The sequence below is a fragment of the Geomicrobium sp. JCM 19037 genome, assembly GCF_000698105.1.
Taxonomy (GTDB): domain Bacteria; phylum Bacillota; class Bacilli; order Bacillales; family Marinococcaceae; genus Geomicrobium_A.
The window spans coordinates 1-25480 of the sequence record NZ_BAWZ01000052.1 but is presented as its reverse complement, the minus strand read 5'-3'; the positions used below and the strand labels follow the sequence as shown (position 1 = coordinate 25480).

Sequence of the window (25480 nt, the reverse complement as noted above, 5' to 3'; positions counted from 1 at the left end):
TTGCAATTCTTTTTGAGACCTTTAATAATTGCGTCAAAAAATCACTTCCTAATAATTATCAACTAAAGCGGCCCATCTTACTCAGCTTGAGTACATCACTTTATGACCATACGGCAACAGCAATTGGACACACTTACATAAAGATCCCATTGAAGAAGCCGATGACTACCATAATCCCCACAAGCTCACTTATACTCCGGATCACATCATCTCTCGTTAATAACTTATCTTCATGTCTTTTCCTGGGTACATTCATCATTGTCATCGCAGTAAAAACAAATAATAAAGTAAGAAAGGAATATATAATCACACTACTTTTAATAAGTATCTCTAAATAATGCGGAAATGCTATGAGTGCTAATACAAATAAACTTATTACAGTTATTGACACCACAGATGCAAAATTTAATCACTTATTTAACAAGATGATGGACACCTTACATACAATATAAAACCATGTGCCATTAATGCTCATGTCCGAAACATATAGATGACAGCAACTACAATAGTTATATATACAATAGAGCCGATAATTCTTCTAATGGTTACCGTTCCGTCGCCTAACATTTCACTTGTATATTTTAAAATGGCTAAAAAACCAAAAAAATGAAGACACCTATTACACTATATATTATATATGTTGGTAAAGTTTCAGCTAAATAATAATGCAACTCTGGCCATAGAATTATGGTCATAAGAAAAATTAAAAAGGGTTTCCATTAATAGACACCTCAAATTCTAATACTAGTATTTAGCATACTACTTCATTGCTATGTGTTTGTGATGGGTGAACGAATGATGGATATACCTTCATCCTACATTTTTAGTTTTAATATCCTCGTTGTAAACTTCTTTACGCCGCCCTAGAAGTCTAATTAGTTTGTGGTTTTACAACTGCGAAAGCCGATAGACTTAAAACGGTGGTTAAAAAGCGCAGATTATTAAGATGAATCTATATTATTTACCAACAATCGGTTATTGTTTTGGAGTCAGAATTGCATCGTTTATATACTAAATATTTCTTAATGAAAACACTGCCGTAATGACCACTAAAGAACCCAATATAACCCCTCATCTAACTAAATTTATTACTAAGTACATTGCAGTTAGAAATAGCAACGACCTTACAACAAGTTGTGGAGTAATTTTTTCTGCTCCCATTCTTGACCTTGTAATGTCCATTATAGTAATGAACCCAAAGAATGCCGTTGTAACAATGATCGCTATACTTAGATACGTCGTCTCAGCAATTCTGTACACAACATCTGGCCATAACGTAGCTGTTCCAAGAAACAATATCGTGATAATAATAAATATCGTTTTGGATATTTTCACGAGTAAATTCACTTTAACAACACCCTTCACAATCTAAAGTTGTAGCATTTTTTAGCTGATGGTGTTCAATGAATATCCTGTTTTCGTGCCTCAACTTCCTGCGAACTGTAAACACGAACAATGGCAGTATTAGTAGATTTATAACAATTTGCACCATACTAATCGCAAAAAATGATTGAGTAATTACAGAAGTTCCCCATACGACGCCGCTGCTTATCAATACATTAAATGATAAGAATGCCATTACGAGAATGAAAATATCAACAAAGGAGGCTCGAAACCAATTGTAGAGATCTGAAACAAAGCCGCCCCATTTTATTGTGAATAATTGCAGCATACGGATGGATAACAGCCATAACAAGAATATATAATCCCGGAATAATCAATGCGTATAAGCCGGCTACAGCTGCAATCATAAACACCAGAGAACTTCCAATTACCGGAAATAAATATTTGAAAAAGGCTTTAATACAAACAGAAAATCGAATAATCTCATGTACAAACGACGTCGCTCCCATCATGATGAACGGAAGCTGAGCCAAGATCAAAATCGTGGCTGCTACGCTCACAAACGTTCCGACCCCATCAAGTGCATGCAATTCAAAATAAGATCGTGAACCAACACGGATAAAGTACTCGAGAATAAATAAAGGAAGAACGATCACACTTAATGAGGAAAGCACATTCTTTAAATTTTGATTATAGATCCTCAGTGCATTTTTTTAAACTTTCATTGATAATCGTCCTTCCTCAAAACTCTTAGCTCTTTTGTGGTTTAATAACTGAAACAGCAGAGAAGCTTAAAACAATAAACAGGTATGCAAATGGTATAAGCATCGCAGCAAAAATGATTAACATCGTGTCTGCTTCAAAATAGGAATCTAGTGCAACAGATATACCATAACTTGCTGGTCCTAAAACCGCCGAGATGATCAACACTGCCTTATAGATCTTGCCGATTAAAGGATATTGTTTTGGGTTTCTGATTGCCTTGCTTAAATATTGTCTATGCTTAAATGATAAAACAGTTGTACCTATCACCAGTAATAGGAGGAAAGATCCTAGCCATAGAGATTGACCAAATGTCCTCCACACAGCAACCAACATGAATACTGATGAAACGTAAAGCATAACGACTCCATGTAATATTCTGTGGAATTCGGTTTTATACTTCTTGGTTATAACATTGTACAAGGAGTAAATAAACAACCCCGCGAGGACTAATACAAATGTAATCGCAAACCGCCCATCCCACACAGGTGTTGAACTTGCAGCTAATGCTAGCACTCCAGGAACCATAGGCCATCCAAGTGTTGCTCCCGCCAAATTCATTCCTCTTTGTTGTTCCGTGCCCACGATTTCACCTCTTACATACCTAATATTGAGTTCTAAAAATAGAGTTATATTTTTCTGAGTTAATTCTTACATGCTTAAATATTTTCAACCTCCAAATAGGCCTTTTCCCCACTCGCAAAAAAATTTAATAACTTATTTAACAAGATGATGGACTCCTTACATACAATATAAAACCATGTGCCATTAATGCTCATCGCCGAAACATATAGATGACAGCAACTACAATAGTTATATATACAATAGAGCCGATAATTCTTCTAATGGTTACCGTTCCGTCGCCTAACATTTCACTTGTTAATTTTAATACTGTTAATAATGCAAAGAAGGATGGGACTCCAATTATAAAGTACTTGGCATAAGTAGTTGCCGATAAATACTCAAAAAACTGCGGCCATATGATAGCTATAGTTATGAAGGTCGCCAAATAGACAGCTGTTATTATATTAGAAATCCTGAATAGTAATTCCATTCATAGACACCTCAAATGCTAATATTCAGCCAAATGAACTGCTATAGTACATATACTTACCAAAGCATTCCGTTGAAAAAAGCCATAAACAACATGAGCGCAATGAGCAACCCGACGCTTCGTATCGCATCTTCTTTTGTTAAGACCTTATCTTCTCTTGAATTTCGTTGTACATTCATCATAGCTAAAGAACTTAATATGAAAAAAACAGTAACAAACGAATATAGGAGCACGTTATTCTCTGCTAAATTATTCAATTCATCCGAAAAGAAAATTAATGAAAATATACCAACAATCAATATTATCGTTGTCATTACTGAAGAGAAATTTAAGATTTTGTATAGCAAAGTTTGCACCTCTTAATTTTACTGCTGACCGCTGTACAAGCAACAGACCCATCCAATAAAAACTTTTTTAAGATTTGATAATTTTTTATATATTCCACGGTCACCTTTTATACAATAGAAGGTTTATCAATTAGCATTTCTTCATTGCTGAATTATTGTTAAGTAATTGCCTCTAGTTTATTAAGGATATAATATTCACCCGAGCATTCCAGTAAAAATAGAAATAAAAACGATAAACACAAAAAGTTCCCCTACACTTCGTATCGCATCTTCTTTCGTTAATACTTTATCTTCCCTTGATTTTCGTCGCAAATTCATTACAGCGAAAGAGCCAAATACTAATAATAATGTTGCATATGAGTATCGAAGTACATTATTCTCCGCTAAAGCATTTAACTCGTTCGGGAAAAAAATCAGCGAAAATATGCTTGCAATTATGATGATTATTGTGAACGTTGAAGAGAAATTCAAGATTTTATAGAGCGATGTTCTCACCACTTGTCATTGAAGGTAGGTACTAAATATTGATCTTTCACCAAAACAAATTTGTCGATATAGCCATTACCCCCAGCAAAAATAAAACATATCCTAAAGATTTAGTGCTAACATCCAAGTAACTCTTTTATGCTCATTCCCAATCCGCATACAATTCAAAATCGAGCCATACAACAGAATGGATAACACAATTAATATTAAAGTGGCTAGTAAATTATCACTATTGAAAAACTTATCAAAGTTATCTACAAATACAATAAATCCTTGTAAAACGAAGAAGCTAACTATACAGAGAAACATTACAAAATTTAAAAATCCCGCCACTAAGCCACCTCTACCTGAATTATAACTGTGTTAGACGTTTAATTATCACTGCTCAAAACTTGTTTAGCCTTAACTTGGTAGCTATCTCGAAGTTTTCTATTTCCTGATCAACAGCAATTAATGCATTAGAGAATTTCTGTATTACCCACTCCTTAAAGAGCTGTTCACTAGTGCTATAAATACTTGAAAAAAGGTCTTTAATGCAAATGTATGAGCTGGCTCTACACTAAAATGAGGGGAACCCTTTTAATTATTAATCAAGAACAATACATTGGAGAAAACGCAAGGGTATTCAGCACCTTCAATCGTTGCCCTTCCTAAAATCTCTTAGCTTTTTTGTGGCTTAATGATTGCAACAGCGGATAGGCTTAAAGCAATAAGCAAAAATGCAAAGGGTACCATTACCGCTCCTAAAACAATAAAGGTTGTGTCCGCAGTAAAATAAGATTGCAATGCTACGGAAATTCCATAACTAGAAGGAACTAAAAAAGGCTGAGACAATGAGCAACAACCCTATAAAGATTTCCAATAAATGGGTATTGCTTGGGGTTTCTAATCGCATTATTTAAATACTGCCTATGTCTTATAGAAAGCGTTACCGTAATTCCAACCAATGTTACCATTATAAGCCCTAGCCAAATGTTCTCATTATACACGCGCCAAACTGCAATTAACATGGTCACACCAGTCACATTAAATACAACAATCAAGTACAAAAAACGCCAAGATATGTTTTATACCATTTTGTTAAGGTAATAATTAAAGAATATAAAAGTAGCAACAAGAGAATAACAGCAAACCCCACCGCATATCCCCAACTCCACTCGGGCATAATGGCACCGAAAAAGGATGCTATTGCTGGTATAATTAACAATCCAATGGTAACCCCTGCCGTACTTTGTTCATTTTCTAGATCTTTTGAAGTCATCAGGGTTCACCCCACTTACCTTAGTTTTTAATAAACCTCTCAGCATATTGAATTTTTATAGCTTACAAGTACGAGAAAACACCAAAATTTGTAACTGTATGCATCGGGGAAAATGCTAATACAAATGCAAAACACCCGCTACCAGTGCTCTAATTGTTCGATTCATGGAATGCACCTCCAAACAGGTGACTTGGTGTTCCACTCATGATGAGTTACTCATTCACATACATATCATTGAGTTGCTCAATCTCTTCTACCATCTCTTCGTAATTGCTGTCATTGATTTCGTTTAGATCGTCTTGGAGATCGTCAGCAATATCCCAAATTTCATCACGTAGCTCATTGGTTTTGCTAGTTAAATACTGAAGAGCATCCGATGAGATATGTCCTTCACTTTCAAGGAATCGGATAATATCTTTGGCTGCAAAATCTTGAGAACGCAAAAGACTTGTCCACGTATTCCGATAACCCGCAATCGTTGAATGTTTCAGTGCAAACCGCGTTTGAGAGGCATCTAAACTTGCTCCTCTCAACCAATCCTCCCAACGATCGGAAAGCTCTTGAGATTGTTCCAGTTGCTGGGTTAATTCATCCTCATTAGCAGCATTCGTATACGTTCCTTGTGTAAGGTCTGCCAGTTCTCGAAGCTCCTTCTGTCCTTCGGGATCAACATCAAATCCGATGATATTTAGGAAGGGTTCTACATCCGATGAACTGAGCTGTTCTGCTGCCGCAACCGGATCGCCATCACACGTTTCAATTCCGTCACTGAGAGATAGATGATATCGGTGTTTTCTTCACCTGGATACTCCATGAAATCCCGTTCCGCCTCTTGTAAAGAATAAGAAATCGGCGTCCACCCTGTCGGCTCAATATCATTCAGAACATCTGAAATTTCACCTTCATCGTACTCCTGGATATCATAAATCAACTCGGAACTTTGACACGAGACTTCTTGTCCTTCACTCGTGTTATCGCCTTCGTGCCCGTAAACACGCAATCCGACTTGTGCGTCTTCCGGCAACGTATCAATAAATGCAAGAATGGAATCTTTCGCAATGTCCATTTTTGATGTACCATCGATTTCACCGGCCATACTTCCGCTCGCATCTAAAATGAGTTGCACATTGAACTGATCTTCAAACGAAAACGTGCCGTCTTCTTCGAAATCAGGGTGTCCAATTTGCGATTGACGGATTTGTTGAACGATACTGTTCGGACCAGGGAAGTCCGCTGCCACCCAAGAGTGGACCAATGTCCATAACTGATCATGCGTTTCTTCCGAGTCATCCCACTCTTCCGCATCGAATTCCATCAGCGGTGCCATCACTTCCATAAACGCTTCTTCATCGTCATCGATCCGCTTTTGCTGCAGTGGACCTGCCGATTGCTCCAATGCTTCAGCTAAATCTTCAGGAGGGGCGTCAAGATCTGCAATTAGCTCATCCAATACTTCATGTGGATCATCGCTCGATTGAGGCTCCTCTTTTGGGGCATCCTGCTCATCGTTCGACAAATCTTCATCTGCTCCTGATTCATCATTTGTACAACCACTTATTACTATGGATAGCACGATAAAAATAGGAATTTTAATTGTTATACTCATATATACTCCTCCAGCACTAGTTTTTGTTTTTTGACTTAATTACACCACAACTGTTACTAGTTATAACCTTGAGAGAGAGAAAAAGATAATCAACATGACGACGACACCTAGCGTCAAACCGACAGTCTTCCGTCCATGACACCACGGCTTAGACGTATTTCAACTAATGGAATCATAATAAAGAGCAAACTGGCGATAACAATCACAACGATGAGTAGCCACATATAGTCAGCAAAAAAGCTTTCCATAAACTCCGCTTGTATACCTGCGAAAAAAGAACACAACACCGCCTATGTAGACCCACCACCGCAGTTTTTTCCAAAAGGCATCACTCAAGACAAACACTTCAACTCATTATCAGTTATTTACGGTCTGAATACACTGAAAGTTTCGTTCATTGTATGTATTTCTCATCTAGCAGACTCTATCTAAACAGCATATGGTTTTTCCTAACGAATACATCCATACTCACTTCAAACATTTCGAACCATCAAAATAATAATTAGTAGAGCCACTATATAAAGGGTCGCTTGAAAGATCATCTTACCCGTGAACTTTTCGATCTCAAAGTGTGATTTATAGACATCAAGAATTGCTAGAAAGGCAAGTACACCAACAATTATAATCAACGAATATCCTAAAACTAAGTTAGTTCTTAAGACATTCAACACATCTGGCCAAACCATGCCTATTCCAAAAAACAAGAACATCAATACAATCATCAAAATTCTAGAAACCCTTAGTAGTTGATTCACTTCACCACATCCCTATTTCATTTACCAAAGCATTCCGTTGAAAAAAGCCATAAACAACATGAGCGCAATGAGCAACCCGACGCTTCGTATCGCATCTTCTTTTGTTAATACCTTATCTTCCCTTGAATTTCGTCGTACATTCATCATAGCTAAAGCACCCAAGAGTAAGAACGTTATAATAAACGAATATTTACGTACATCATTATCTAAAAAAGCTCTTAACTCGTTATTCATAAAAAACAGCATATAAATAACTACAATTAATATTATTGTTGTCATTACTGATGAGAAATTTAAGATTTTATATAGCAAGATGCACACCCCACTAAGCTTGTCACGGCATACTCATTGTATTTTTTGGGAGTTTTCTAGTTTCTCATAATAAAAAGCGTCTATGGCGGTAATCATTAACCCTGCTATCACAAATGTCCTCGCACTAAAAGAGCCTGCCAGAACCCTGATTTAACTGAGGATTTACTTTATACTTCTTTTAGCCGTCACCTGAAGTAAGAGATTGATTAGTAGGTGTTGTTGTCACGAATCAATCGGTTTGCTTTTAGCAGAAAGTCTTCCATTGTCTGCATTCCTTCATTGAGAAACTCTTCTTGCAGTTGTTCTTCCTCGAACTTGTACAACCATTCGTTTTCTTCCAATAAGTTTAAAAGTGTTTGTTCGGTGTAATCAATCTTGTCGTTTCGATACACCATATCAAATGTATACTTCTTCTCTTTTTTAATTTTAAATAAGTGCAATAATCGTCCACGATAGAGAACACAAAGGCGTGGACGTCTTTCGCCATCGCTAACAGACGGTCAAAAACTTCTTGATCATGAAACTCTGCGCTCACCATGACTTGGTAAGGTTTCGCATCATCAGGTGCTGAGATTTTTTCTGTAAATAGCGTAAATGGTTGACCCATTATAAAAGCCTCCTGTCATAGCCTTGTGAGTGAGAAGAAGAGAATTAATGCCGCAACAACACCTAATGTTAAACCAATAGTTCTCCAGTCTAACACTCCTCGGCTTAGTCTAATTTCAATGAGAGGGATTAGGACAAAGAGTATACACGCAATTATTAAAACAACAACAAATAGCCACATTCGGTCACTGAAAAAGCTCTCCATCGCTTCTGCCTGTGTGTCGGCGAAATAGATAAAAACAACAACCCCACCTACTCCACCAATGTATACCCACCATCGTAGTTTCTTCCAAAATGAGTCTGACATCTCTGCCACTCCTTTGCGCATGTTCCATTTTATATAACCCTCATGTTATAGTCGTGTCACAGAAAAGAAGATGAGCAGTGCTACCACGACACCGAATGTAAGACCAACAGTCCTTCCATCCAGCACTCCTCGGCTTAATCGAATCTCAATGAGAGGGATTAGGATAAAGAGCATGCATGAGATCACAATTACGATAATTAACATAGACATGTTGCCAACGAAAACTCTTTCCATAAAACTGGGTTGTGCATTCATCAAATACAGGAATAAAAAAGCTCCACCAATAGTGCTAATGTATACCCACCAACGCAATTTCTTCCAAAATGAGTCTGACATCTCTGCCACTCCTTAGCGCATGTTCCCTCTTATAAAACCCTCATGTTATAGTCGTGTCACCGAAAAGAAGATGAGCAGTGCTACCACGACACCGAATGTAAGACCAACAGTCCTTCCATCCAACACCCCTCGGCTTAATCGAATTTCCATAAGGGGGATGAGAAATCCGAGCATGCACGCGACAATAATTACAATGACTAAAAGCCATATGTTACCTAAAAAATTCTCTCCATAACATCTGGCTGTGCATTTACAAAATAAGTGAACGTAGCTATTCCACCTACTCCACCAATGTATACCCACCATCGTAGTTTCTTCCAAAATGAGTCTGACATCTCTGCCACTCCTCTACGATTTCTGATCCTTCTATTAAGCCATTACTTTATGAAAAAAGCCTCCAAATATGGAGCTGCTATCGATCATCTCTGATATCTCGTCGTTCTTCTCTTGCTTCATCGCCAATTTCATGGCGGCGTTCACTTGAGCCGTCTCGGATTTCTTCTCGGATCAGCCCCATCTGTTCATCTCGATAATCACCAATTTTATCCTGCCGTTCATTGATGAAGTCAATCATCACGTCTGGATTGAGATTGCCGAGATCAATACTTCTTAAAGCTTCACGTTGTTGATTGCGTTCGTCATTTATGAGCACACGCATTTCTGTGTCAACGTCAAATGCCTCTACCTGAAAGTCTGTCGTTTGATCGTAATTATCCACACGGCTTTCTCGTTCCCAAGTGAGTGAATTTAAAATCCGCTCCGCGTATTCTTCTTGCAACTGCCGTCTCATTTCCTCGCCCGTATCTGCAGCCAAGTATTCCCCTTGTCCCGCTTCAGCAATTTCCATTAAAGAATCGCGTTCGTCATCGTTAACATCAAACCCGATAATGTTTACGACGGCTTCTATGTCACTTTCATTAAGATCTTGAGCAGCTTGAACAGGATCACCGCCGCACGTCTCTTCACCATCGCTTACAATGTAGACGATGTTTTGCACATTCTCACCGTCTGCATCAGCCAAATCATCTTGGGCAGCCTCGATGGAGGCAGCAATAGGCGTATACCCTGTCGGCTCGAATTGATTAAGTGCGTCACTAAAAGCGTCCTCATCATATGCACTTAACGGATACACTTCTTCAGTCCCTGCACAGGATTCTTCTTTTCCGTCTCGTTGGTTACTACCTTTATGACCGTACACGCGCAGAGACACATTCGTGCCTTCCGGCATCTCACCCAAAAAGTCTTCAACAGCATCTTTCGCTACTTCCATCTTGACGCCGTCAGAAACAGAAGCGGCCATACTGCCACTCGCATCGAACAAGACTTGCACGTTCAGCTCCGCTTCCAGCTCTTCTTCCTCACGCTCATCAGCATCCCTTGATTCGCCTTCAAACACGATACCCGGATCGTCAATGAAAGCTTGCAAATCACGATAGTCTTCAGCGACTAGATCCAACAACGTGTAGTAGAGTTCTTCTTCGTCCGCGCCCTCACTGATGGCTTGCTCTAACGTTGCCGTCACTAATTCCTCGTCATAGTCATCGCCATGAAACGTCCCCGGCTCCGCACGAAGCCATTCTGCAACATCGTCGCCTTGGAAACGGGTGAGGTCTCCGATATCCACCGTCTCCTCTTCATCCGTTGATTCGTCTCCTGAGACTTCAGTCACTTCTTCATCTGACGCTTCTTCCGGCTCTGGTTCCTCTTCGTTCTCTCCTCCGCACGCCGCGAGGACCATCAAAGAAAGTGAGATTCCTAGAATCGTATATTTTTTCAAGGTCGGACATCCTTTCCATATAATTCATAGGGAAGTTACGCTTACCAAAGCATTCCGGTGAAAAAGGCAATGGCCAAATCAATGCCTACCAACTCACTTACACTTCGAATCGCCTCGTCTTTTGTCAGCTTCTGATCTTCATTCTTTTTCCTACGAACATTCATCATTGCCATGAAGGTGTTATTCAAATAATGACATCGTAAAACTCATCACAAGCACTAATACCCCAATATAAATTAAAGTTTGTATTGCTAATTTCACCGTAATTGTTTTATCTTCCTTGCTTAATCTCATACAATTTAATATAGCTCCATACACCAATAAAACCGTGATAACTATCAAAATATTTGAAAGCACAGGGTACTCAGGAAAAATGTTCTCAAAACCATCTATTGAAGCTGCAAGAGTAAATACAGTCACTATGAAAATTATGCAAATAGCAGTTATTGCATTTAAGAAACGATTCACTTAACCACATCCCTGATTCATTCACCAAAGCATTCCGTTGAAAAAAGCCATAAACAACATGAGCGCAATGAGCAACCCGACGCTTCGTATCGCATCTTCTTTTGTTAATACCTTATCTTCCCTTGAATTTCGTCGTACATTCATCATAGCTAAAGAGCTTAATATGAAAAAAATGGAAACAAACGAATATAGTAGCACGTTATTCTCTGCTAAATTATTCAATTCATCCGAAAAGAAAATCAATGAAGATATACCCATAATCAATATTATTGTTGTCATTACTGAAGAGAAATTTAAGATTTTGTATAGCAAGGTTTGCACCTCTAGTTTTAGGACGTAAAGGTTAAGAAGTGCCAATTTCAATACTTTAACCTCTCTAATCAAATTCACATCAATATGATTTATTCTTGCTTATAGCATTACATTAACACCCCATTGAAAAAGGCAATGACCAAGCCTATACCAACCAATTCACTTATACTTCTAATCGCGTCTTCTCTTGTCAACTTCTGATTTTCATTCTTTTTCCTACGAACATTCATCATAGCGAGACTAGCAGTGATGATTAAGAAACCACTAAATAGATATAGTAAAAAACGATTATCTGAAAGGTCACTCAAATATTCAGGAGAGAATATTAAAGTTATAATACCCACTGTTAAAATTCCGACAGTAATAACAGTAGATAAATTCAATATTTTGTAAAGCAACGCCTTCACCTCTTATCGTAGATAGATCCTTAATAGGTGTCTATACAATTCATTTCGATAATAGTTAAGAAATCGAAATGTATTAACAATAATTTCTATACCTACCTAATACTTGTTTTTAGGCCAGAACTGATATTGCTTATTTTAAATCGATTAACTAGTTGTTTTTTAGTAAATTCTTCTATAGCACTAACTCCTGCGCCAAAAAATGGGTTGTTTGATTTACCAAGTATCATACCAACAACTGGGAAAAACAATGCAGATACTAGGGTAGCTGATAAAAAAGTTTCAATATTAAATTCCCCATTCGATAGAGAATATAATCCGCCACTAAAAAGTGAAGTCCCAATCCAAATTCCACTTTTTTTGAATAAGCTTCCTGTCGCTCTAAAAGCCGTCCAAGCACCGCCAAATAATGGTGCTGTAAAGCCGAATAATAAATTTTGCCCAAATGTAGCAAGGTTTGGATCATCAGAAAAAATCGTTAAAATAAAACTTAAAGTAAAATTACCAAGCATCAAATTCTTAAACCCTACAGCTGCATAAGAAGCCGCTATCCACTTTCCAAATGCAGTACCTGTAAAAAAGGCGCCTACTTTCCCTGCAATCCACCCGCCTACAGCGGTATTTTTAAACCAGGTAAATCCACCTGCTGCCATTCCTTTAATCCAGCCCCAGGCACCGCCAAGTGTCCACTTCATAGAAGCCCACGCGGCTCCTGCACCTTTTAAGATATAGCCCCAATAGGTTGATGCGATGGTACCAATACCTCTGGCTAACCCTGCTGTAAGTGCCGGCAGACTTCGTATCATACCCATGATGGCTGACCCGATCCCTCTTAGTACGCCCATGAGCGCGGTGCCAAGCCCCTAGCCATTTGCCCTAGAAATGCGGCAAACCCTGTACCTGCGAGCGAAACTGCTCCGATCACTGATAAGAAACCTGCTGCCCCTGCAAGGATCCCGTGAAGCCAATTGAAGTTCTCGCCACCTACAATAAGTCCGTAGATTCCTGCTGCTACAAGAGCGACAGCTGCAGCGATGAGAATTACTTTAGCCGAAACTGCCAACAATGCAGCAACAGCTACAAGAGCAACGGCTGCGATTAGCCCGGCAACAAGACCTTTTAAGAGACCTTGAATTGCATCCGGTAACGACTCCCACAAGGAGCTAAAAAAGTCACCGATATTTGAAAATAAATCACCAAAAAGCTGCTTGCATAATCAATAGCGTCTGAACCAGTCGCTGTCAGCCAATCCCACGCCCCTTGAATCCATCCACCTGAATCGGTGCTTCCATCGGTCGCATGATCACCTTCCGTTAATACTGTATCACTTTCGTAATCAAAGTACATCCGATCATTGTCCTCGGCATGAGCAGGAAGTGCACCCATCATTAGTACTATGGCGAGGATTTGCAATCCAATAATGAATCTGGAATAGATGGCGCTTTGCACGTTCCCTCTCATACTCATAACCTCCGCATCATATTCGTTAACCGCAATAATTTTGATCATAATCTAATTCTTTAGGAAGCTTTACAGCTGCTGCTGCGTGAGTGTCTAATTGAAGGTCATCTAGGTCGACTGTAGCAAAAGCCGTATCCCTCTCTGTTGCTAGAATAACCGCAAATTTCTCATCATGTGGAAATTGGAAGTTATTAATTGGACCACTTGCACCGTTTTCATCTGCATAATGTTGAGCCACTTGAATAATGTCACTTTCACTTTGACGAATTGTACTACACATAGATTCAAATATAATTTCTTCGGGATTGTCTTCTTCCATAGCATTGTATAAGTCAATGAGCGATTCGATAACATTGACTTCTGCTGCATCTTCTATCCTCTCTTTAATAGGATATAAATCCTCGTCATCCTCATCTATGCTCGATAACAAACGATCTAAATCATCTTTTAATCCATCTTCGTACGTTTTTCGAATTTCTTCTGCTGCCCCAAGAGCTGCTGCATCCGAAGACGTTTGACTAATATTCTTGCTGGCAAACGTGGAATACATATCAAAAAAGACAAAGCTTAGTAAGATCGCTACCATGATTAAACCGATGGAAAGAACATGTGAACTCCCTTGTTCGTTTTTGATATATGCCCACTTACTCTTAATGAGCCTTCGCATAGAGCACCCTCCTAATCGTCATCATCAACTTCGTATGGCATTGTTGCATCCCCTGTGATTGGAAAATCCAACTCCCCAATAAACGGAACATCAATCGTTCTCATTTGCACTTGCACTTCAACCGTAACCTCACGTCCATAAGACGTTGATCCTTCTTTTACGTTAACGTTTCTTACTTCTAAACTTTTCGCTGCTTGATTTACAGCATATTCAACTTCGCCACCACTAAAGTCTTCCATAATAGCGGCCACCCTTGCTCCATCCCGTGCAGAAACTTCCGCAATTACAATTGAATATGCAGCTAAAGCCATCTGCCAAATAAAGAGAAAAGCAAAGATGATCAATGGGAAAATCGCAAGAAACTCTAATAATTGGGAACCTCTTTCATTACGAATAGCTTTACGAATATTGATCATCTTCTACCCTTCTCCCTTCGCAGATTGAATACTTTCATGTGCTATTTTAATACTTCTTAAATTCCATCACTAATGGATTCAACCAAGTCGGTTAGTACTCCCATAATAGCAGTAGCCAAACCATCACCGTTACCGTCTAGTGCTGCAATTACTACCCCAATCACTGCAACTGCCAACATCCCTAACATGATCCACTCAAAGGATACAGCACCGTCTTCGTTATTCACTCTTTGGTTATACAAGCTTCTTGCTTTCACATAAAATTTCTTCATTGTCTTTCACTCCTTAATTAAATTTAAAATAGAATATCTAAGCCAAAAGCTCCTGGGTTGTATAGGAAATTCAAGAACAGCAGCCCTACAATTAACAGAAATACTGACGGTACAATCGTAAATGTCGTAATAATTGTGATCTTTGGACTTGCTTTAGCGCTTGTTCCTTGGCGTTATACCCTCGGTTCGCTCTTAAATCATCTGCTTGCACTCTAAAGGTACGAGACACCGGAACTCCTAGTTCACCTCCTTGTACTAATGACTGAATGAGCACTTCCAACTCTTTGGAATTGTTACGCTCGATTAAACTCTGGTATGCTGTTTCCCTTTGAACTCCAAAACTAATTTCTCTATTTAATTGTTGTATTTCATCGCTTAATGGCCCTTGTATGCTATTTGCGACTTGTCTTAACGACCCATCTAGCGAAGCTCCTGCTTGTAATGACACACTCACAATATCTAAGAAATCAGGCATCGATGCGCTAATCTGCTCTTGGCGGTCTTTCGCTTTATGCTTTAACCATAGGTTAGGTAAGAAAAACGCAGCGACGGGTAGTACGAGCAACACTATTGAACGGAATGGTAAACCAAGAATAAAGTAGGCGGTTGCTCCCATAAAGGTTAAAAACCATATCGTTAATCGCAACCCGTAAAACTCATACAATGATAGTTTCTTCGTAAGACCCGCTAATCGTAAATTTCGTCCATCTCGATTTTCATTACTGAATAATTTAATCCGACTTGCGGTTGGTGCAAGTTTTTTCGAGAAGGAAAAGATCGTCTGCCATATACGATCTTTGAACTTCATTTTTTGCTTCTTTTCCTTGCCGATATATTGAATGGCTTTTTGCTTTTGCGCACTTAGCATCCAAATATAAACAAAAGCGAAAAGAAGTAAGATTATAATGATGCCAATCATTAAGGAAGCAAAACCGGCTATATTACTCATCGTCTACACCCTTATCTTTGCTACTCTTTTAATGAGGAAGAAACCTAGTAATTGAAATGCCACAAAAAATGCTATTAATATGAACCCAAAAGGTGTAAAAAGTGGATTAATAAATCCTTCAATAACAAAGTTCAGCAACAGCAACATAATAATCGGAACTATTGGAAGTACGATGGCAATATATCTTGATTCCGCCGTTACGGTATCGACTTCTTGATTAACTCTGCCACGCTCCTCTAACGTACCTGCCATCAGGGACAAGACTTCAGAGAGGTTTCCACCTACGCGCCTTTGTATGAGAATCGTATCGACAAATATGTGCATCTCTTTACTTTCAACGCGTTGTTTAAACTTCGTCATCACTTCCTCGAAGCTGTTTCCAAGCCTTAACTCATGGGACATGCTGTTGAATTCCGGCCCTATTGGATCTTTCACTTCTTTACTTACCATCTGGATGCCTTGCTGCAAAGTGAGGCCCGCTTTAATGGTGTTACTCATCATGCGGCACACTTCTGGGAGTTGTTTGTTGAAGTCTTCAGCCCGTTTGTTTCGCTTACTCTTCAAATAATAAGTGGAACCGCCCCAAACGATGGCGAACGCAATGATGAAATCAACTGGGAATATCATGTTTAAGATGAAGTTGTTAAATACCCACAACACCGCAAAGATAAGAATGCAAATGCCCGCGTATTCAGATGCTTTTATTCCTAGGTTGGCTTTCATCAGTCGGTCTCTTAAAGATTCCGACAGGAGTGATCGATCATACCGATCACCAATTAAGAAAACAAAACTTCTTCTTTTTGGATTGTTCGGATCTTCGAACCATGGTTCCATTCTTTTTGATGCTTTTTGTTTTTGAATTGACGTTACCATGTAGAAAACAGCAATGATGCCACTTAAGAACGATAGGCTGAGCGTTGTCCAAGCACCTATCATAGCAGTGTGCCTTCTTGGAACAATGTGCTCGGAACGTCAACACCAAAACCTCTAATCTTATCTAACGCCTTAGGGATGTACCCTGTAGCTTCAAACTGACCGAGGGAGTCACCGTGTACAGAAACGCCCTCTTTTCGATACCTGAAAATCTCATTGATTACAATCTTCCCGTCTTCTTCTGCCATTTCAGCAATGGATACAATTTTTCGTTGTCCATCGGGTAATCTTGTAATTTGCACAATCATTTCAATGGCACCGACAAAATAGTCGCGGATCACATCTACTGATAACGGCAACCCTGACATGATGACCATCGCTTCCAACCTCCCAAGCGCGTCTTTCGGTGTATTGGCGTGGACTGTTGTGAGCGATCCTTCGTGACCGGTGTTCATCGCTTGCAGCATATCCAATGCTTCAGAGCTTCGAACCTCACCGACAATAATTCGATCGGGACGCATACGTAGCGCGTTTTTCACGAGATGGCGAATGGTAATTTCACCGGTGCCTTCCATGTTCGGAGGACGGGCTTCCATGCGAACGAGATTGTCATACTTAAATCGCAACTCCGCCATGTCTTCAATCGTTACAATCCGCTCCCCGCTTGGAATGCTTGCTGATAATACATTTAATAAAGTAGTTTTCCCACTTCCTGTACCGCCAGAGACGAGAATGTTTGTCTTCGCCTTCACCAATGCTTCGAGGAATTCTCCCATTTCTGGTGTAAATGAACCAAAATCAATGAGATCTTCCATACTGAATGGCTCTTTATTAAACTTACGGATAGATAGGATGGGTCCATTAAGACTAACTGGCGGTATGCTTGCATTTACACGGCTTCCATCTGGAAGTCTTGCGTCAACCATTGGTGAACTTTCATCCACGCGGCGACCAATTGGTGCAATGATTCGATCAATGATATGACGAATATGCTCTTCATCTTTGAAATTCGTATCGGTTTTCGACAGCTTCCCTTTTTTCTCAATGAAAATATCAGTAGGCCCGTTCACCATGATTTCTGTAATATCATCGTCTTTCAATAAGCTTTCCAACGGACCGTAACCAACGGAATCATTGATAATCCTTTGGATAATTTGGTCCATTTCACTTCGCGGAATAATGACCCGTTCTTCTTCTAGCATTTGAACGACAAGACGTTCAATCGTTTGCTTACGCTCTTGTGGTTCGAGGCGAATGATTGACTCTAAGTTGGCTTCTCCAATCAAACGATTTTTATAATGACGAACCCATCGTTCCACCTGATTCTGACGAATATCGAAGTTTTCCCCGTTTGGTACTCTACTCTGATAGGCTGCTTTTTGAAGCCAAGACACGAATCATCACCCTCTTTCTTCGCTGTTAATAGTTGACGCTTCACAAACCCAGATACATCCTTAGCTAGTTTGAATTTCGCCTTTTTCTCACTGGTGAATACCGGTTCTCCAAGGTTTATATACGGCTGTAGTTTCAAATAATCTGAGTGGAAATTCCCTGCAATTTTACGATCAATCAGGTTTGAAATATCTTTATTCGTCAATTCACTCTTGTCATGTTCTTGGTTTAACAGAATATGAACATTTTCAAATCTTTCAAGATTGAGTCTTTCAAACAGGTTCATTGCATGTCGATAACTTCGTAATGATAAGCTATCCGGTGTCAAAATATAGTAAATCTCAGTGGATTCATTTAAAGCTGTAAAACTCGTGTCATTAATATCACTTGGTATATCTAATATGACATAATCGTAATGCGTCCGAGCGGTTCGAATTAACGCTGATATCAGATCGTCTGTTAGTTCCTCCGCCTGCTCTGGTTGACATGGACTAAGCAAAACATCAAGGTTCGATGCCTCATTATGAGCGGTGATGTTATGAATATGATGAATGTCTAGCTCACGAAGAACAGGCTTTAAGTCAATGTACGTTCGTACTGATTCAAGACCTAGCAGTACTTCTTGCCCGCCGTATTGTACATTCAAATCTATAAGAAGCACTTTCTTGTCATGTTGAGCTTTTAAGTGCTGAGCGACGAGCGAGGAGATTGTTGTCTTACCCGCCCTCCTTTTGCGCTATAAAATCCTAGCACACGACCTCCGCCTACCATTCCACTTGCTAGATGGTCTCGGTCAATCATTGCTGCCGATTGAACTGCACTTACTTCAACTGTTTGCATCACTTCGTGGAGCTGACTAATCTCTTCAGGAACGACAACAATATCGTACGCACGCTTTTTCATCAGTCGTCTTGCTGATTCAAACGACTTGTCATGAGCAAGAACGACGAGATATGCATGTGTTGGTACAAGCAGTTCTTCAGTCGCATCAATAATATCTTGATCAATTAAATACAACAGATAGTTTTGCTGGCCATCTAGCTCATTGGCACTCGTAGCGACAATCAAATCGAAAGGTTCATTTTCAAAGGCTTTTAAAATTTCGTCTCTTGTCTCGTTATTATGCGTGAGGAGAACAGCTGTTTTTTTTATAACTTCCATTTTCCCCCTCGACACTCACTATAGGATCATTACTCATCATCTTCTTCATCTTCTTCATCTTCTTCATCTTCGTCTTCTTGGTCATCTTCATCTTCGTCGTCGCTATCGTCTTCGTCCTCATCTTCTTCATCCGATTCATCAGCATCTTCAGTACTCTCTTCTTCATCTTCTGGCTCTTCTTCAGTCCTTGCTTCTTCCTCAGGGTTTGGGTTGCCTAAGTCTGGCTGTTGGACTTGGTTAGCGAGTAAGATCCGAATGTAATCAGCCGTGTGCTGGAAGTGTATAAACGCTTGGGCATCACTAATGGGCATTGACACTTTAATATGATCCGGCTCCTCTTCCATCTCGACCTTTGCACAACGGGTATGTCTTCAAATACCTTATCGTCTCGGGTCCATCATCTTGATCATCCGTCACAATGATGTCTACAATGTCTCCTTCAGCTACTGGTTGATCTTGGACGACATTGTCAGTCGAATTCAGCCAAACAATGCGATGATCCATAGGTATATCCACTTGAGAACGAAGAATATTGTCCGTAAACAAATCTCCTTCACTCATATTTACAATAGCGACAGAAGCAATGATTTGATCAGGAGATAAGGCCATCTCAGCAAACCCTTCTGAGCTCGGTACATCAATCCAGTCAATCATGTCCTCAGTAATTTCTGAGTACGTCGGAATATCTTCTGCCGCAACCGGTACAGGTGTAGTCTCGCTGAGGGCACGCTGTGCGTTCTGGATCTCATTAACGACGATAAATGCTGTTACAATCGCTAAAATAAATGCTAATGTTAAGAATATAAATGCTTTTCTTTTGGAATCTATCATGATGTACGTCCCTCACCTTTATTAAGCCTCAGTATTGATATTGGTAGATACAGCTGAATATGAGGCAGATTACCCGGAAGCATCGTATCACTTGACTCGACGACTGTTAAATTATCAGGAGGCGCATCTTCTTTAAAAGGATGTAAGCCAGCATATGTCATCCAGCCTTCGTGCTTAGAAAGCTCACTGAATTTCATCATTCTTGCAAATAACGTCTCCCATTTGCCAACATCGTGAATTTCCCATTTGTCACTCGTTTTTTCAATTAATTTAAACGTTTTATACTCTTTTGTTGGGAACATTTTGAATCGCTTTTTTGTTTTAATAAATGGCTTTACCTTCGGTGTTAAGATGAGCAAGCGCTCTTCAGAACGAGTAAGTTCTCCGTCATCGGTTGATGATAAACGCACTAACTGCTCAATTTGGCTCAATGTTTTTGCTTGATATGGAGAGGATTTAATATAGTGCAACCGATAATGCGGAATAAGCCACTGCTTAATTCTTTGTAGCTTCTGATCATCCGTTGTTTGTGGATCGTAGAAATAATACAAGGGAACTTCCACGTCAACTTTACTCGTCATATGCTCAACTTCAGCTTCGGTAGTATATAGTCGATATTGAACTGACGTAGAAAGCCGTTTGTTCTTTTGATCAGAAGCGATCGTTTTTAGAGAATGTCCACTTTTTCGAATAGGAAAATCTTTCTCGTTCCATTGGAAATCATAGCTTTTATACTCAGTTGGGAGTCGAATCCCTAAACTCTCATCTATGAGAATATTCATATATTGTGACCCCCTCCAGCGACAGCGATCTGAATCTATGCCTTTCGATGACACTTATAGTACCAAATTGCAAATAGGCATAACAGCTCTATTTTGGAATTTGTTACTTTTGGACTCCTCGTTCTCGCTTTGTGTGAAACCCCTGGAAAACCTGGATAAATCATAGTTTTTGCCAAACCGGGACCTCGGGACTTTTCACTCACTCCTTTCACACAATTCTTAAGTTTATGACAAACGTGTGAACATCCTCCTGTTGTTTTTAGGCGGATGTGACCATTAAGTCTTAGTAATGTAATATTCTTAAGAATTTGGTTTGGGCTTTTCTCACTGATCGATTAGTCCGGTAGTGCATGTTGCCAATCTAGTCTAATTGAAGGTTTTTTTTATTTGATGAAATAAATAAGTGTAAAATAGGAAAATAATCATCCATCACAAAAAAGGAGGCCCAATACCTCATGCAGGTATTGGGCCTCCTTTGCTTAGTTTTTCATCTTCTCCCGAAACCATTCGATATTCTGTTCCATAATGGCGAGGCTTTGTCCGGGTTTGGTTGCTCCGTGGGGCATCTGCTTGAAGATCGCCATTTTCACGTCTTGGCCGGTGTCTTTTAAGCCACGATACAGTTCGTAAGCGTTGGCAACGGGTACGCGCACGTCGGCTTCTCCGTGTTGGATGAGCGTTGGTGGAGCGCCGTTTCGGACGTAGGTCATGGGCGAGGTCCGGGCATAGATGTCAGGATCAATCCACGGATCGTTCGCTAAGTATTGCGGCGTGAATGACGTGATGTCGGTATTCGTATAGTACGTGTACCAATTTGTTACTCCTGCCCCAACGGATGCGGCTTTGAATCGGTCGCTATACGTCGCACAGAATGCGGCAATGTATCCGCCTTGACTCCACCCGATAATGCCGACGTTTTCGGGATCAATCATTCCTTGTTCGCCGAGCAGATCGATTCCCGATATCACGTCTTCGTAGTCCCCAATTCCGAGGTTTTTAACGTTGGCTCCTCGGAAAGATTTTCCGTATCCGGCACTGCCACGATAATTGGGTTCAAGTACGAGAAAGCCTTCTTCAATAAAGGATTCGATTGGTTGGTAACGGTTGACTCCTTGTAACGCGAAGGAGGTCCCGGCTGGGCCACCGTGTACGGCGACGATGAGCGGGTAGGTTTTGCTGTGATCCCAGTCAGCGGGCTTAGAAAGTATGCCTTCAATTTCTTCGCCACCGGCGGTCGTCCACGTGATGATTTCTTTTTGGACGAGCTGTTTGTCGGTAAAGTGCGTGCTGTTATTCGTCACCCGCTGGTCGTCTATGTAGATGTCATACGGTTCGGTCGACGTTGCCCGTGTATAGGCGATTGACTCACCATTTGTCGAAGCGAGCATAACGACGCCATCGCTGCCGGCGTGCATCGGTTCAACACGTCCTGCCTCATCAACAAACCCGATGCACAGCTTCGTTCGCTCCGCCCACTGGATGAACATGCCGCGTGATGTCCAATTAACTGGCGTGACGTGCTCATCGATCGGTACATCGATGGTTTTTGACGTTTTCGAATTCACATCATACACCGCGAGCTGATTGTTGCTCGTATGCCGATTCGGGTCCCGAAAGTGTGTATAACATACTTTGCTCCCGTCCGGTGACAGGCGCGCGTTGCCCGTGCAATCCTCGACGAGCGTCTCCCAGCGTTCGGTTCCAAAGTCATACATCCGCACAGCCTGGTGAACCCCGTCCACAACCCGAGGCGTAGGAGCCGCACTGATTACAAGCCGCGCGCCCGACACCGCGAAGGAGTGGATGTGAACGTTCAACCCTTGCAGCAGCGGAACCGCATCGCCATCAAGCGATTGATAATAGAGTTCATGATAGCGAAAGTCCTCATCTTGATAGGTGTAAACGCCGTATGTATCGTTGCGCTCTTTCTCGGTTTTGGATAACGGACGTTTGCTAACGTAATAGATCCCGTTCCCGTCTGTTGCCCATTCATATTGCTCTACACCCTCATCTGCGGACGTGTGCTGAACCGTTCCCGTTGATGAAAGTTTCTGGATAAATATTTGGTCTTTCCCATCTATAGGCGATAGATACGCCACCGCAGCATCGTCAGGCGACCAACGCGGTGCTCGGCTATCGGTGTTGCCAATCGTCATCGGCGTACTTGTCTTCGTTTCACGGTTATATACACGCACGTGACGCCGGTATTCATTCTTTTTCCAGTCGGTCGTCCGCTCCTCAAATGCCACGTTTCTCCCATCCCCACTTAACGCTACATTCGGGTACTGCGGAATCTCGATGAGCTCTTTCGGTGATAAATACATGTTCTCAATCCTTTCAATCCGTTATTCTTCAGTTTCGCCGTAGGTTGTGGATAATCCTGCAAGAGGTTGTAAGAATTATTCACATATTCACGGAATTATCCACATTTTCCACAAAAAAAAGAGAGAAGATCCGCTCTTCCCCCTCAGGTTGTGCAAAATGAGAGCGCGCACCATCACACTCTCGACTCATCTTTAGTATCCGCCAGACGCCTCGCCGGAAATCGTCGTTTCACGAAGGTCATACACCCCGTGCGGCAATTGAATAAACCCTTCTACATCATGGGAAATACCGATGCGGAACTCATCGTGCACAATCGGCAACATCGGCGCATCATCGTTCACGTGTTGGGCGACTTCGCGGTACATGTCAATTCGCGCATCATCATCCGTTTCCCGTCTTGCATCATCAAGCAATTGATCGACCTCTTCATTCGTATAGAACGTATTGTTGCCCGGAGGTCCGTGACTGTCCGTGTGGAAGAGCGCATACGTACCGTAATCCGCATCACCGGTCACTGTCGTCCAACCAAGAAGCACCATTTCATAGTTCGCCTCATCTGTTGCATCCAATAGCGCTGCCCACTCAATGAGCTGAATCGACACCGACACACCAATCTCCGAAAGTTGATCTTGAATGACTTCGGCCATTTGCATATTAATTGAATTGCCTGACTCAACGAGCAGTTCCGCTTCAAAGCCGTCTTCGTAGCCGGCATCCGCGAGCAGCTCCTCCGCCGCGTCCACATCATACTCTACCGGATCAATGTCATCACTAAATCCAAACACTTGATAGTTCACGGGGCCGATCGCTTCCAACCCGAATCCTTCAAAAATTCCTTCTACGATCTCCGCCTTGTTCACCGCCATCGACAGCGCGCGCCTCACGTCAGGATCATCAAACGGTTCCGCCGTGTTGTTAAAACCGAGATAGTCCATCCGCAAACTTTCCACAGACGCAATGTCTCCATTTTCACTATTTTCTACCTGGCTCGTATTCGCCGGTTCGATGCTGTTCACTACATGGCTTCCCCTTGATCTAGCATCGCAATCCGCGTTGATTGCTCTTCAACAATGCGGTACGTCGCTGAATCCAACGCGACCGGGCCGCGCCAGTAATCTTCATTTCGTGTTAGCACAACTTCATTTCCTTGCGACCAATTGTCCAACTCAAACGGCCTGTACCCACCGGATCAATATCCAAGTTATGGTCTCCCGCCGCATCTGCTCAATCGCCGTTGGGCTAATCATCCACCTCCATCATGAGCAAGGTGCGCAAGCAATGGCGCAAACGGATATTCCGTCACAATCTCCACTGTATAATCATCAAGCGCGTTCACTTCTTCAATCATGTCATACATAAACGCACGCGGTGACGCCTCTTCTGGATCCGTCACCCGCTCGAGCGTCGCGATGACCGCATCCGCATTAAATGGCGTACCATCCGTAAATTCCGCATCCTCTGTTAAGTAGAACTCCCACGTATACTCGTCAATCTGTTCCCAATCTTCTGCCAGCGCTGGTTGCAACTCCATATCGGCGTCGTGCTCAACCAAGCCTTCATAAATGTTCGTTCTCACATGCGTAGACGACGTATCATTTGACCCGTGAGGATCCAAGTCGACCACGTCCGAATCTACTGCGATGACAATATTGCCGCCATCTGCCGCGGCCTCTTCCCCTTCATCATCGCCTGCCGGCACATCTTCCGGCTCAACGTCACTGTCATCCGTACAAGCAGCCAGTGCGCCCGCGAGCGAAAGAACGACCGCTCCACCGACGATACGTTGCGTAAATTTTCTCATAATTACCCCTCCAAATATGTACTCCTACCATTCTACTACTGGGTAAAAGGGGACACAAGCGAAACGGCTGAGTGGGCAGGTTTGTGCTGCGGGGGCGGGGGCAAACCTGCCTCTCTCCCATACGTGCAAAGGAACCGTTGTGCATGCGCACGCTTTCGAGAAACTGAGCGGGGACAATCCCGACTCCTACCACCAACCCCGTACGTGCAACAAACCGCTGTGCATGCGCACGCTTTCGACATGAGAGTGCACGTGCACGGCTACGTGCGCTGCACGGACTAAATCGCTCGCGTCGCCTTGATTTTGTCCGGCTAGGGACGCTGTGCGGACTCAATTGCTCGCACCACCCGGTTTCTGTCCGGCTAGGGGCGCTGTACGGACTCAATTGCTCGCACCGCCCGGTTTCTGTCCGG

At 41.5% G+C, this 25480-nt stretch carries 30 protein-coding genes and 1 pseudogene; all 31 read right to left on the bottom strand.

Translation table 11 applies throughout. The features are described from left to right. Nucleotides 1-1071: 1071 nt before the first annotated feature. The 31 genes and pseudogenes from JCM19037_RS20540 to JCM19037_RS27915 all read right to left on the bottom strand — a co-directional run bounded on the left by JCM19037_RS20540 (nucleotide 1072) and on the right by JCM19037_RS27915 (nucleotide 24797). Complete coding sequence (locus tag JCM19037_RS20540) at nucleotides 1072-1347, bottom strand: hypothetical protein (RefSeq protein ID WP_042404261.1); 276 nt, start codon at nucleotides 1345-1347, stop codon at nucleotides 1072-1074. Nucleotides 1348-2094: 747 nt separating this feature from the next. Continuing rightward, on the bottom strand, nucleotides 2095-2691 hold the full coding sequence (locus JCM19037_RS20530; protein ID WP_042404257.1) for a hypothetical protein: 597 nt from the start codon (nucleotides 2689-2691) through the stop codon (nucleotides 2095-2097). Between the two features lie 525 nt (nucleotides 2692-3216). Next, nucleotides 3217-3507, bottom strand: coding sequence for a hypothetical protein (locus tag JCM19037_RS20520; protein WP_042404253.1), 291 nt, complete (start codon nucleotides 3505-3507; stop codon nucleotides 3217-3219). A gap of 1525 nt (nucleotides 3508-5032) precedes the next feature. After that, on the bottom strand, nucleotides 5033-5254 hold the full coding sequence (locus tag JCM19037_RS20505; RefSeq protein ID WP_042404248.1) for a hypothetical protein: 222 nt from the start codon (nucleotides 5252-5254) through the stop codon (nucleotides 5033-5035). A gap of 212 nt (nucleotides 5255-5466) precedes the next feature. Further along, complete coding sequence (locus JCM19037_RS23705; protein ID WP_052364148.1) at nucleotides 5467-5787, bottom strand: hypothetical protein; 321 nt, start codon at nucleotides 5785-5787, stop codon at nucleotides 5467-5469. A 167-nt stretch (nucleotides 5788-5954) separates the two neighbouring features. Then, nucleotides 5955-6860 carry a VWA domain-containing protein gene (locus tag JCM19037_RS23700; protein ID WP_052364147.1) on the bottom strand — a complete coding sequence of 302 codons (906 nt, stop codon included), beginning with the start codon at nucleotides 6858-6860 and terminating at the stop codon, nucleotides 5955-5957. Between the two features lie 113 nt (nucleotides 6861-6973). Continuing rightward, nucleotides 6974-7108 (bottom strand): hypothetical protein, encoded by a 135-nt coding sequence (locus JCM19037_RS28920; protein WP_255357959.1) that lies wholly within the window; start codon nucleotides 7106-7108, stop codon nucleotides 6974-6976. A gap of 528 nt (nucleotides 7109-7636) precedes the next feature. Next, a complete protein-coding gene (locus JCM19037_RS28915) occupies nucleotides 7637-7762 on the bottom strand; it encodes a hypothetical protein (RefSeq protein WP_255357958.1) in 126 nt (41 codons plus the stop codon). 371 nt (nucleotides 7763-8133) lie between these two features. Next, entirely contained in the window at nucleotides 8134-8367 is a 234-nt protein-coding gene (locus JCM19037_RS25305; protein ID WP_152549167.1) for a hypothetical protein, read from the bottom strand. A 182-nt stretch (nucleotides 8368-8549) separates the two neighbouring features. Continuing rightward, the gene (locus tag JCM19037_RS20480; RefSeq protein ID WP_042404241.1) at nucleotides 8550-8840 is read right to left on the bottom strand and encodes a hypothetical protein; all 291 of its coding nucleotides are present in this window, start codon (nucleotides 8838-8840) and stop codon (nucleotides 8550-8552) included. Between the two features lie 45 nt (nucleotides 8841-8885). Further along, nucleotides 8886-9176 (bottom strand): hypothetical protein, encoded by a 291-nt coding sequence (locus JCM19037_RS20475; protein ID WP_042404239.1) that lies wholly within the window; start codon nucleotides 9174-9176, stop codon nucleotides 8886-8888. 412 nt (nucleotides 9177-9588) lie between these two features. Then, complete coding sequence (locus JCM19037_RS20470) at nucleotides 9589-10953, bottom strand: VWA domain-containing protein (protein WP_052364146.1); 1365 nt, start codon at nucleotides 10951-10953, stop codon at nucleotides 9589-9591. 41 nt (nucleotides 10954-10994) lie between these two features. Beyond that, on the bottom strand, nucleotides 10995-11141 hold the full coding sequence (locus tag JCM19037_RS26100) for a hypothetical protein (protein WP_193744831.1): 147 nt from the start codon (nucleotides 11139-11141) through the stop codon (nucleotides 10995-10997). After that, nucleotides 11134-11421: a hypothetical protein gene (locus tag JCM19037_RS20465; RefSeq protein ID WP_042404238.1), complete on the bottom strand. Its 288-nt coding sequence runs from the start codon at nucleotides 11419-11421 to the stop codon at nucleotides 11134-11136. Before JCM19037_RS20465 ends, JCM19037_RS26100 begins: the two co-directional genes overlap by 8 nt. A 419-nt stretch (nucleotides 11422-11840) precedes the next feature. Further along, nucleotides 11841-12131, bottom strand: coding sequence for a hypothetical protein (locus JCM19037_RS20455; RefSeq protein ID WP_042404236.1), 291 nt, complete (start codon nucleotides 12129-12131; stop codon nucleotides 11841-11843). 101 nt (nucleotides 12132-12232) lie between these two features. Further along, nucleotides 12233-12949 (bottom strand): hypothetical protein, encoded by a 717-nt coding sequence (locus tag JCM19037_RS20450; protein WP_152549166.1) that lies wholly within the window; start codon nucleotides 12947-12949, stop codon nucleotides 12233-12235. A 20-nt stretch (nucleotides 12950-12969) separates the two neighbouring features. Next, entirely contained in the window at nucleotides 12970-13296 is a 327-nt protein-coding gene (locus JCM19037_RS20445; RefSeq protein ID WP_042404234.1) for a hypothetical protein, read from the bottom strand. Next, complete coding sequence (locus tag JCM19037_RS20440; protein ID WP_152549165.1) at nucleotides 13257-13598, bottom strand: hypothetical protein; 342 nt, start codon at nucleotides 13596-13598, stop codon at nucleotides 13257-13259. Before JCM19037_RS20440 ends, JCM19037_RS20445 begins: the two co-directional genes overlap by 40 nt. A gap of 25 nt (nucleotides 13599-13623) precedes the next feature. Then, nucleotides 13624-14265: a hypothetical protein gene (locus tag JCM19037_RS20435; RefSeq protein WP_042404230.1), complete on the bottom strand. Its 642-nt coding sequence runs from the start codon at nucleotides 14263-14265 to the stop codon at nucleotides 13624-13626. An 11-nt stretch (nucleotides 14266-14276) separates the two neighbouring features. After that, complete coding sequence (locus JCM19037_RS20430) at nucleotides 14277-14681, bottom strand: TadE/TadG family type IV pilus assembly protein (protein WP_042404229.1); 405 nt, start codon at nucleotides 14679-14681, stop codon at nucleotides 14277-14279. Between the two features lie 56 nt (nucleotides 14682-14737). Then, nucleotides 14738-14953 carry a hypothetical protein gene (locus JCM19037_RS20425; RefSeq protein WP_042404227.1) on the bottom strand — a complete coding sequence of 72 codons (216 nt, stop codon included), beginning with the start codon at nucleotides 14951-14953 and terminating at the stop codon, nucleotides 14738-14740. Nucleotides 14954-15044: 91 nt separating this feature from the next. Continuing rightward, nucleotides 15045-15902: a type II secretion system F family protein gene (locus tag JCM19037_RS20420; protein ID WP_042404225.1), complete on the bottom strand. Its 858-nt coding sequence runs from the start codon at nucleotides 15900-15902 to the stop codon at nucleotides 15045-15047. Between the two features lie 3 nt (nucleotides 15903-15905). Further along, nucleotides 15906-16838: a type II secretion system F family protein gene (locus JCM19037_RS20415; RefSeq protein WP_042404222.1), complete on the bottom strand. Its 933-nt coding sequence runs from the start codon at nucleotides 16836-16838 to the stop codon at nucleotides 15906-15908. Beyond that, nucleotides 16835-18169 (bottom strand): CpaF family protein, encoded by a 1335-nt coding sequence (locus tag JCM19037_RS20410; protein WP_042404221.1) that lies wholly within the window; start codon nucleotides 18167-18169, stop codon nucleotides 16835-16837. Before JCM19037_RS20410 ends, JCM19037_RS20415 begins: the two co-directional genes overlap by 4 nt. Next, nucleotides 18058-18876 carry an AAA family ATPase gene (locus JCM19037_RS20405; protein ID WP_081829481.1) on the bottom strand — a complete coding sequence of 273 codons (819 nt, stop codon included), beginning with the start codon at nucleotides 18874-18876 and terminating at the stop codon, nucleotides 18058-18060. The genes JCM19037_RS20410 and JCM19037_RS20405 overlap by 112 nt, the downstream gene beginning before the upstream one ends. Further along, entirely contained in the window at nucleotides 18849-19328 is a 480-nt protein-coding gene (locus JCM19037_RS23695; protein WP_052364144.1) for a hypothetical protein, read from the bottom strand. Before JCM19037_RS23695 ends, JCM19037_RS20405 begins: the two co-directional genes overlap by 28 nt. A gap of 29 nt (nucleotides 19329-19357) precedes the next feature. Next, on the bottom strand, nucleotides 19358-19672 hold the full coding sequence (locus JCM19037_RS26095) for a hypothetical protein (protein WP_193744830.1): 315 nt from the start codon (nucleotides 19670-19672) through the stop codon (nucleotides 19358-19360). Further along, nucleotides 19647-20159, bottom strand: coding sequence for an SAF domain-containing protein (locus JCM19037_RS20395; RefSeq protein ID WP_042404217.1), 513 nt, complete (start codon nucleotides 20157-20159; stop codon nucleotides 19647-19649). Before JCM19037_RS20395 ends, JCM19037_RS26095 begins: the two co-directional genes overlap by 26 nt. Continuing rightward, a complete protein-coding gene (locus JCM19037_RS20390; protein ID WP_042404215.1) occupies nucleotides 20156-20941 on the bottom strand; it encodes a hypothetical protein in 786 nt (261 codons plus the stop codon). The genes JCM19037_RS20395 and JCM19037_RS20390 overlap by 4 nt, the downstream gene beginning before the upstream one ends. A gap of 479 nt (nucleotides 20942-21420) precedes the next feature. Continuing rightward, on the bottom strand, nucleotides 21421-23265 hold the full coding sequence (locus tag JCM19037_RS20385; protein ID WP_081829480.1) for a S9 family peptidase: 1845 nt from the start codon (nucleotides 23263-23265) through the stop codon (nucleotides 21421-21423). Nucleotides 23266-23457: 192 nt separating this feature from the next. Continuing rightward, a pseudogene (locus tag JCM19037_RS27915) lies at nucleotides 23458-24797 on the bottom strand (ABC transporter substrate-binding protein). Nucleotides 24798-25480 lie beyond the last annotated feature (683 nt).

Bases quoted from the DNA above. Each gene is read 5' to 3' on its own strand.
- JCM19037_RS23695 (WP_052364144.1), bottom strand. From the start codon at position 19,328: ATGGAAGTTATAAAAAAAACAGCTGTTCTCCTCACGCATAATAACGAG.
- JCM19037_RS20395 (WP_042404217.1), bottom strand. From the start codon at position 20,159: ATGATAGATTCCAAAAGAAAAGCATTTATATTCTTAACATTAGCATTT.
- JCM19037_RS20420 (WP_042404225.1), bottom strand. From the start codon at position 15,902: ATGAGTAATATAGCCGGTTTTGCTTCCTTAATGATTGGCATCATTATA.
- JCM19037_RS20435 (WP_042404230.1), bottom strand. From the start codon at position 14,265: ATGCGAAGGCTCATTAAGAGTAAGTGGGCATATATCAAAAACGAACAA.
- JCM19037_RS28920 (WP_255357959.1), bottom strand. From the start codon at position 7,108: ATGGAAAGCTTTTTTGCTGACTATATGTGGCTACTCATCGTTGTGATT.
- JCM19037_RS20385 (WP_081829480.1), bottom strand. From the start codon at position 23,265: ATGTATTTATCACCGAAAGAGCTCATCGAGATTCCGCAGTACCCGAAT.
- JCM19037_RS20475 (WP_042404239.1), bottom strand. From the start codon at position 9,176: ATGTCAGACTCATTTTGGAAGAAATTGCGTTGGTGGGTATACATTAGC.
- JCM19037_RS20450 (WP_152549166.1), bottom strand. From the start codon at position 12,949: ATGGGTATGATACGAAGTCTGCCGGCACTTACAGCAGGGTTAGCCAGA.
- JCM19037_RS23700 (WP_052364147.1), bottom strand. From the start codon at position 6,860: ATGAGTATAACAATTAAAATTCCTATTTTTATCGTGCTATCCATAGTA.
- JCM19037_RS20480 (WP_042404241.1), bottom strand. From the start codon at position 8,840: ATGTCAGACTCATTTTGGAAGAAACTACGATGGTGGGTATACATTGGT.
- JCM19037_RS20430 (WP_042404229.1), bottom strand. From the start codon at position 14,681: ATGATCAATATTCGTAAAGCTATTCGTAATGAAAGAGGTTCCCAATTA.
- JCM19037_RS20415 (WP_042404222.1), bottom strand. From the start codon at position 16,838: ATGATAGGTGCTTGGACAACGCTCAGCCTATCGTTCTTAAGTGGCATC.
- JCM19037_RS28915 (WP_255357958.1), bottom strand. From the start codon at position 7,762: ATGATGAATGTACGACGAAATTCAAGGGAAGATAAGGTATTAACAAAA.
- JCM19037_RS20505 (WP_042404248.1), bottom strand. From the start codon at position 5,254: ATGACTTCAAAAGATCTAGAAAATGAACAAAGTACGGCAGGGGTTACC.
- JCM19037_RS20390 (WP_042404215.1), bottom strand. From the start codon at position 20,941: ATGAATATTCTCATAGATGAGAGTTTAGGGATTCGACTCCCAACTGAG.
- JCM19037_RS20440 (WP_152549165.1), bottom strand. From the start codon at position 13,598: ATGAGAGGGAACGTGCAAAGCGCCATCTATTCCAGATTCATTATTGGA.
- JCM19037_RS26095 (WP_193744830.1), bottom strand. From the start codon at position 19,672: ATGGAAGAGGAGCCGGATCATATTAAAGTGTCAATGCCCATTAGTGAT.
- JCM19037_RS20425 (WP_042404227.1), bottom strand. From the start codon at position 14,953: ATGAAGAAATTTTATGTGAAAGCAAGAAGCTTGTATAACCAAAGAGTG.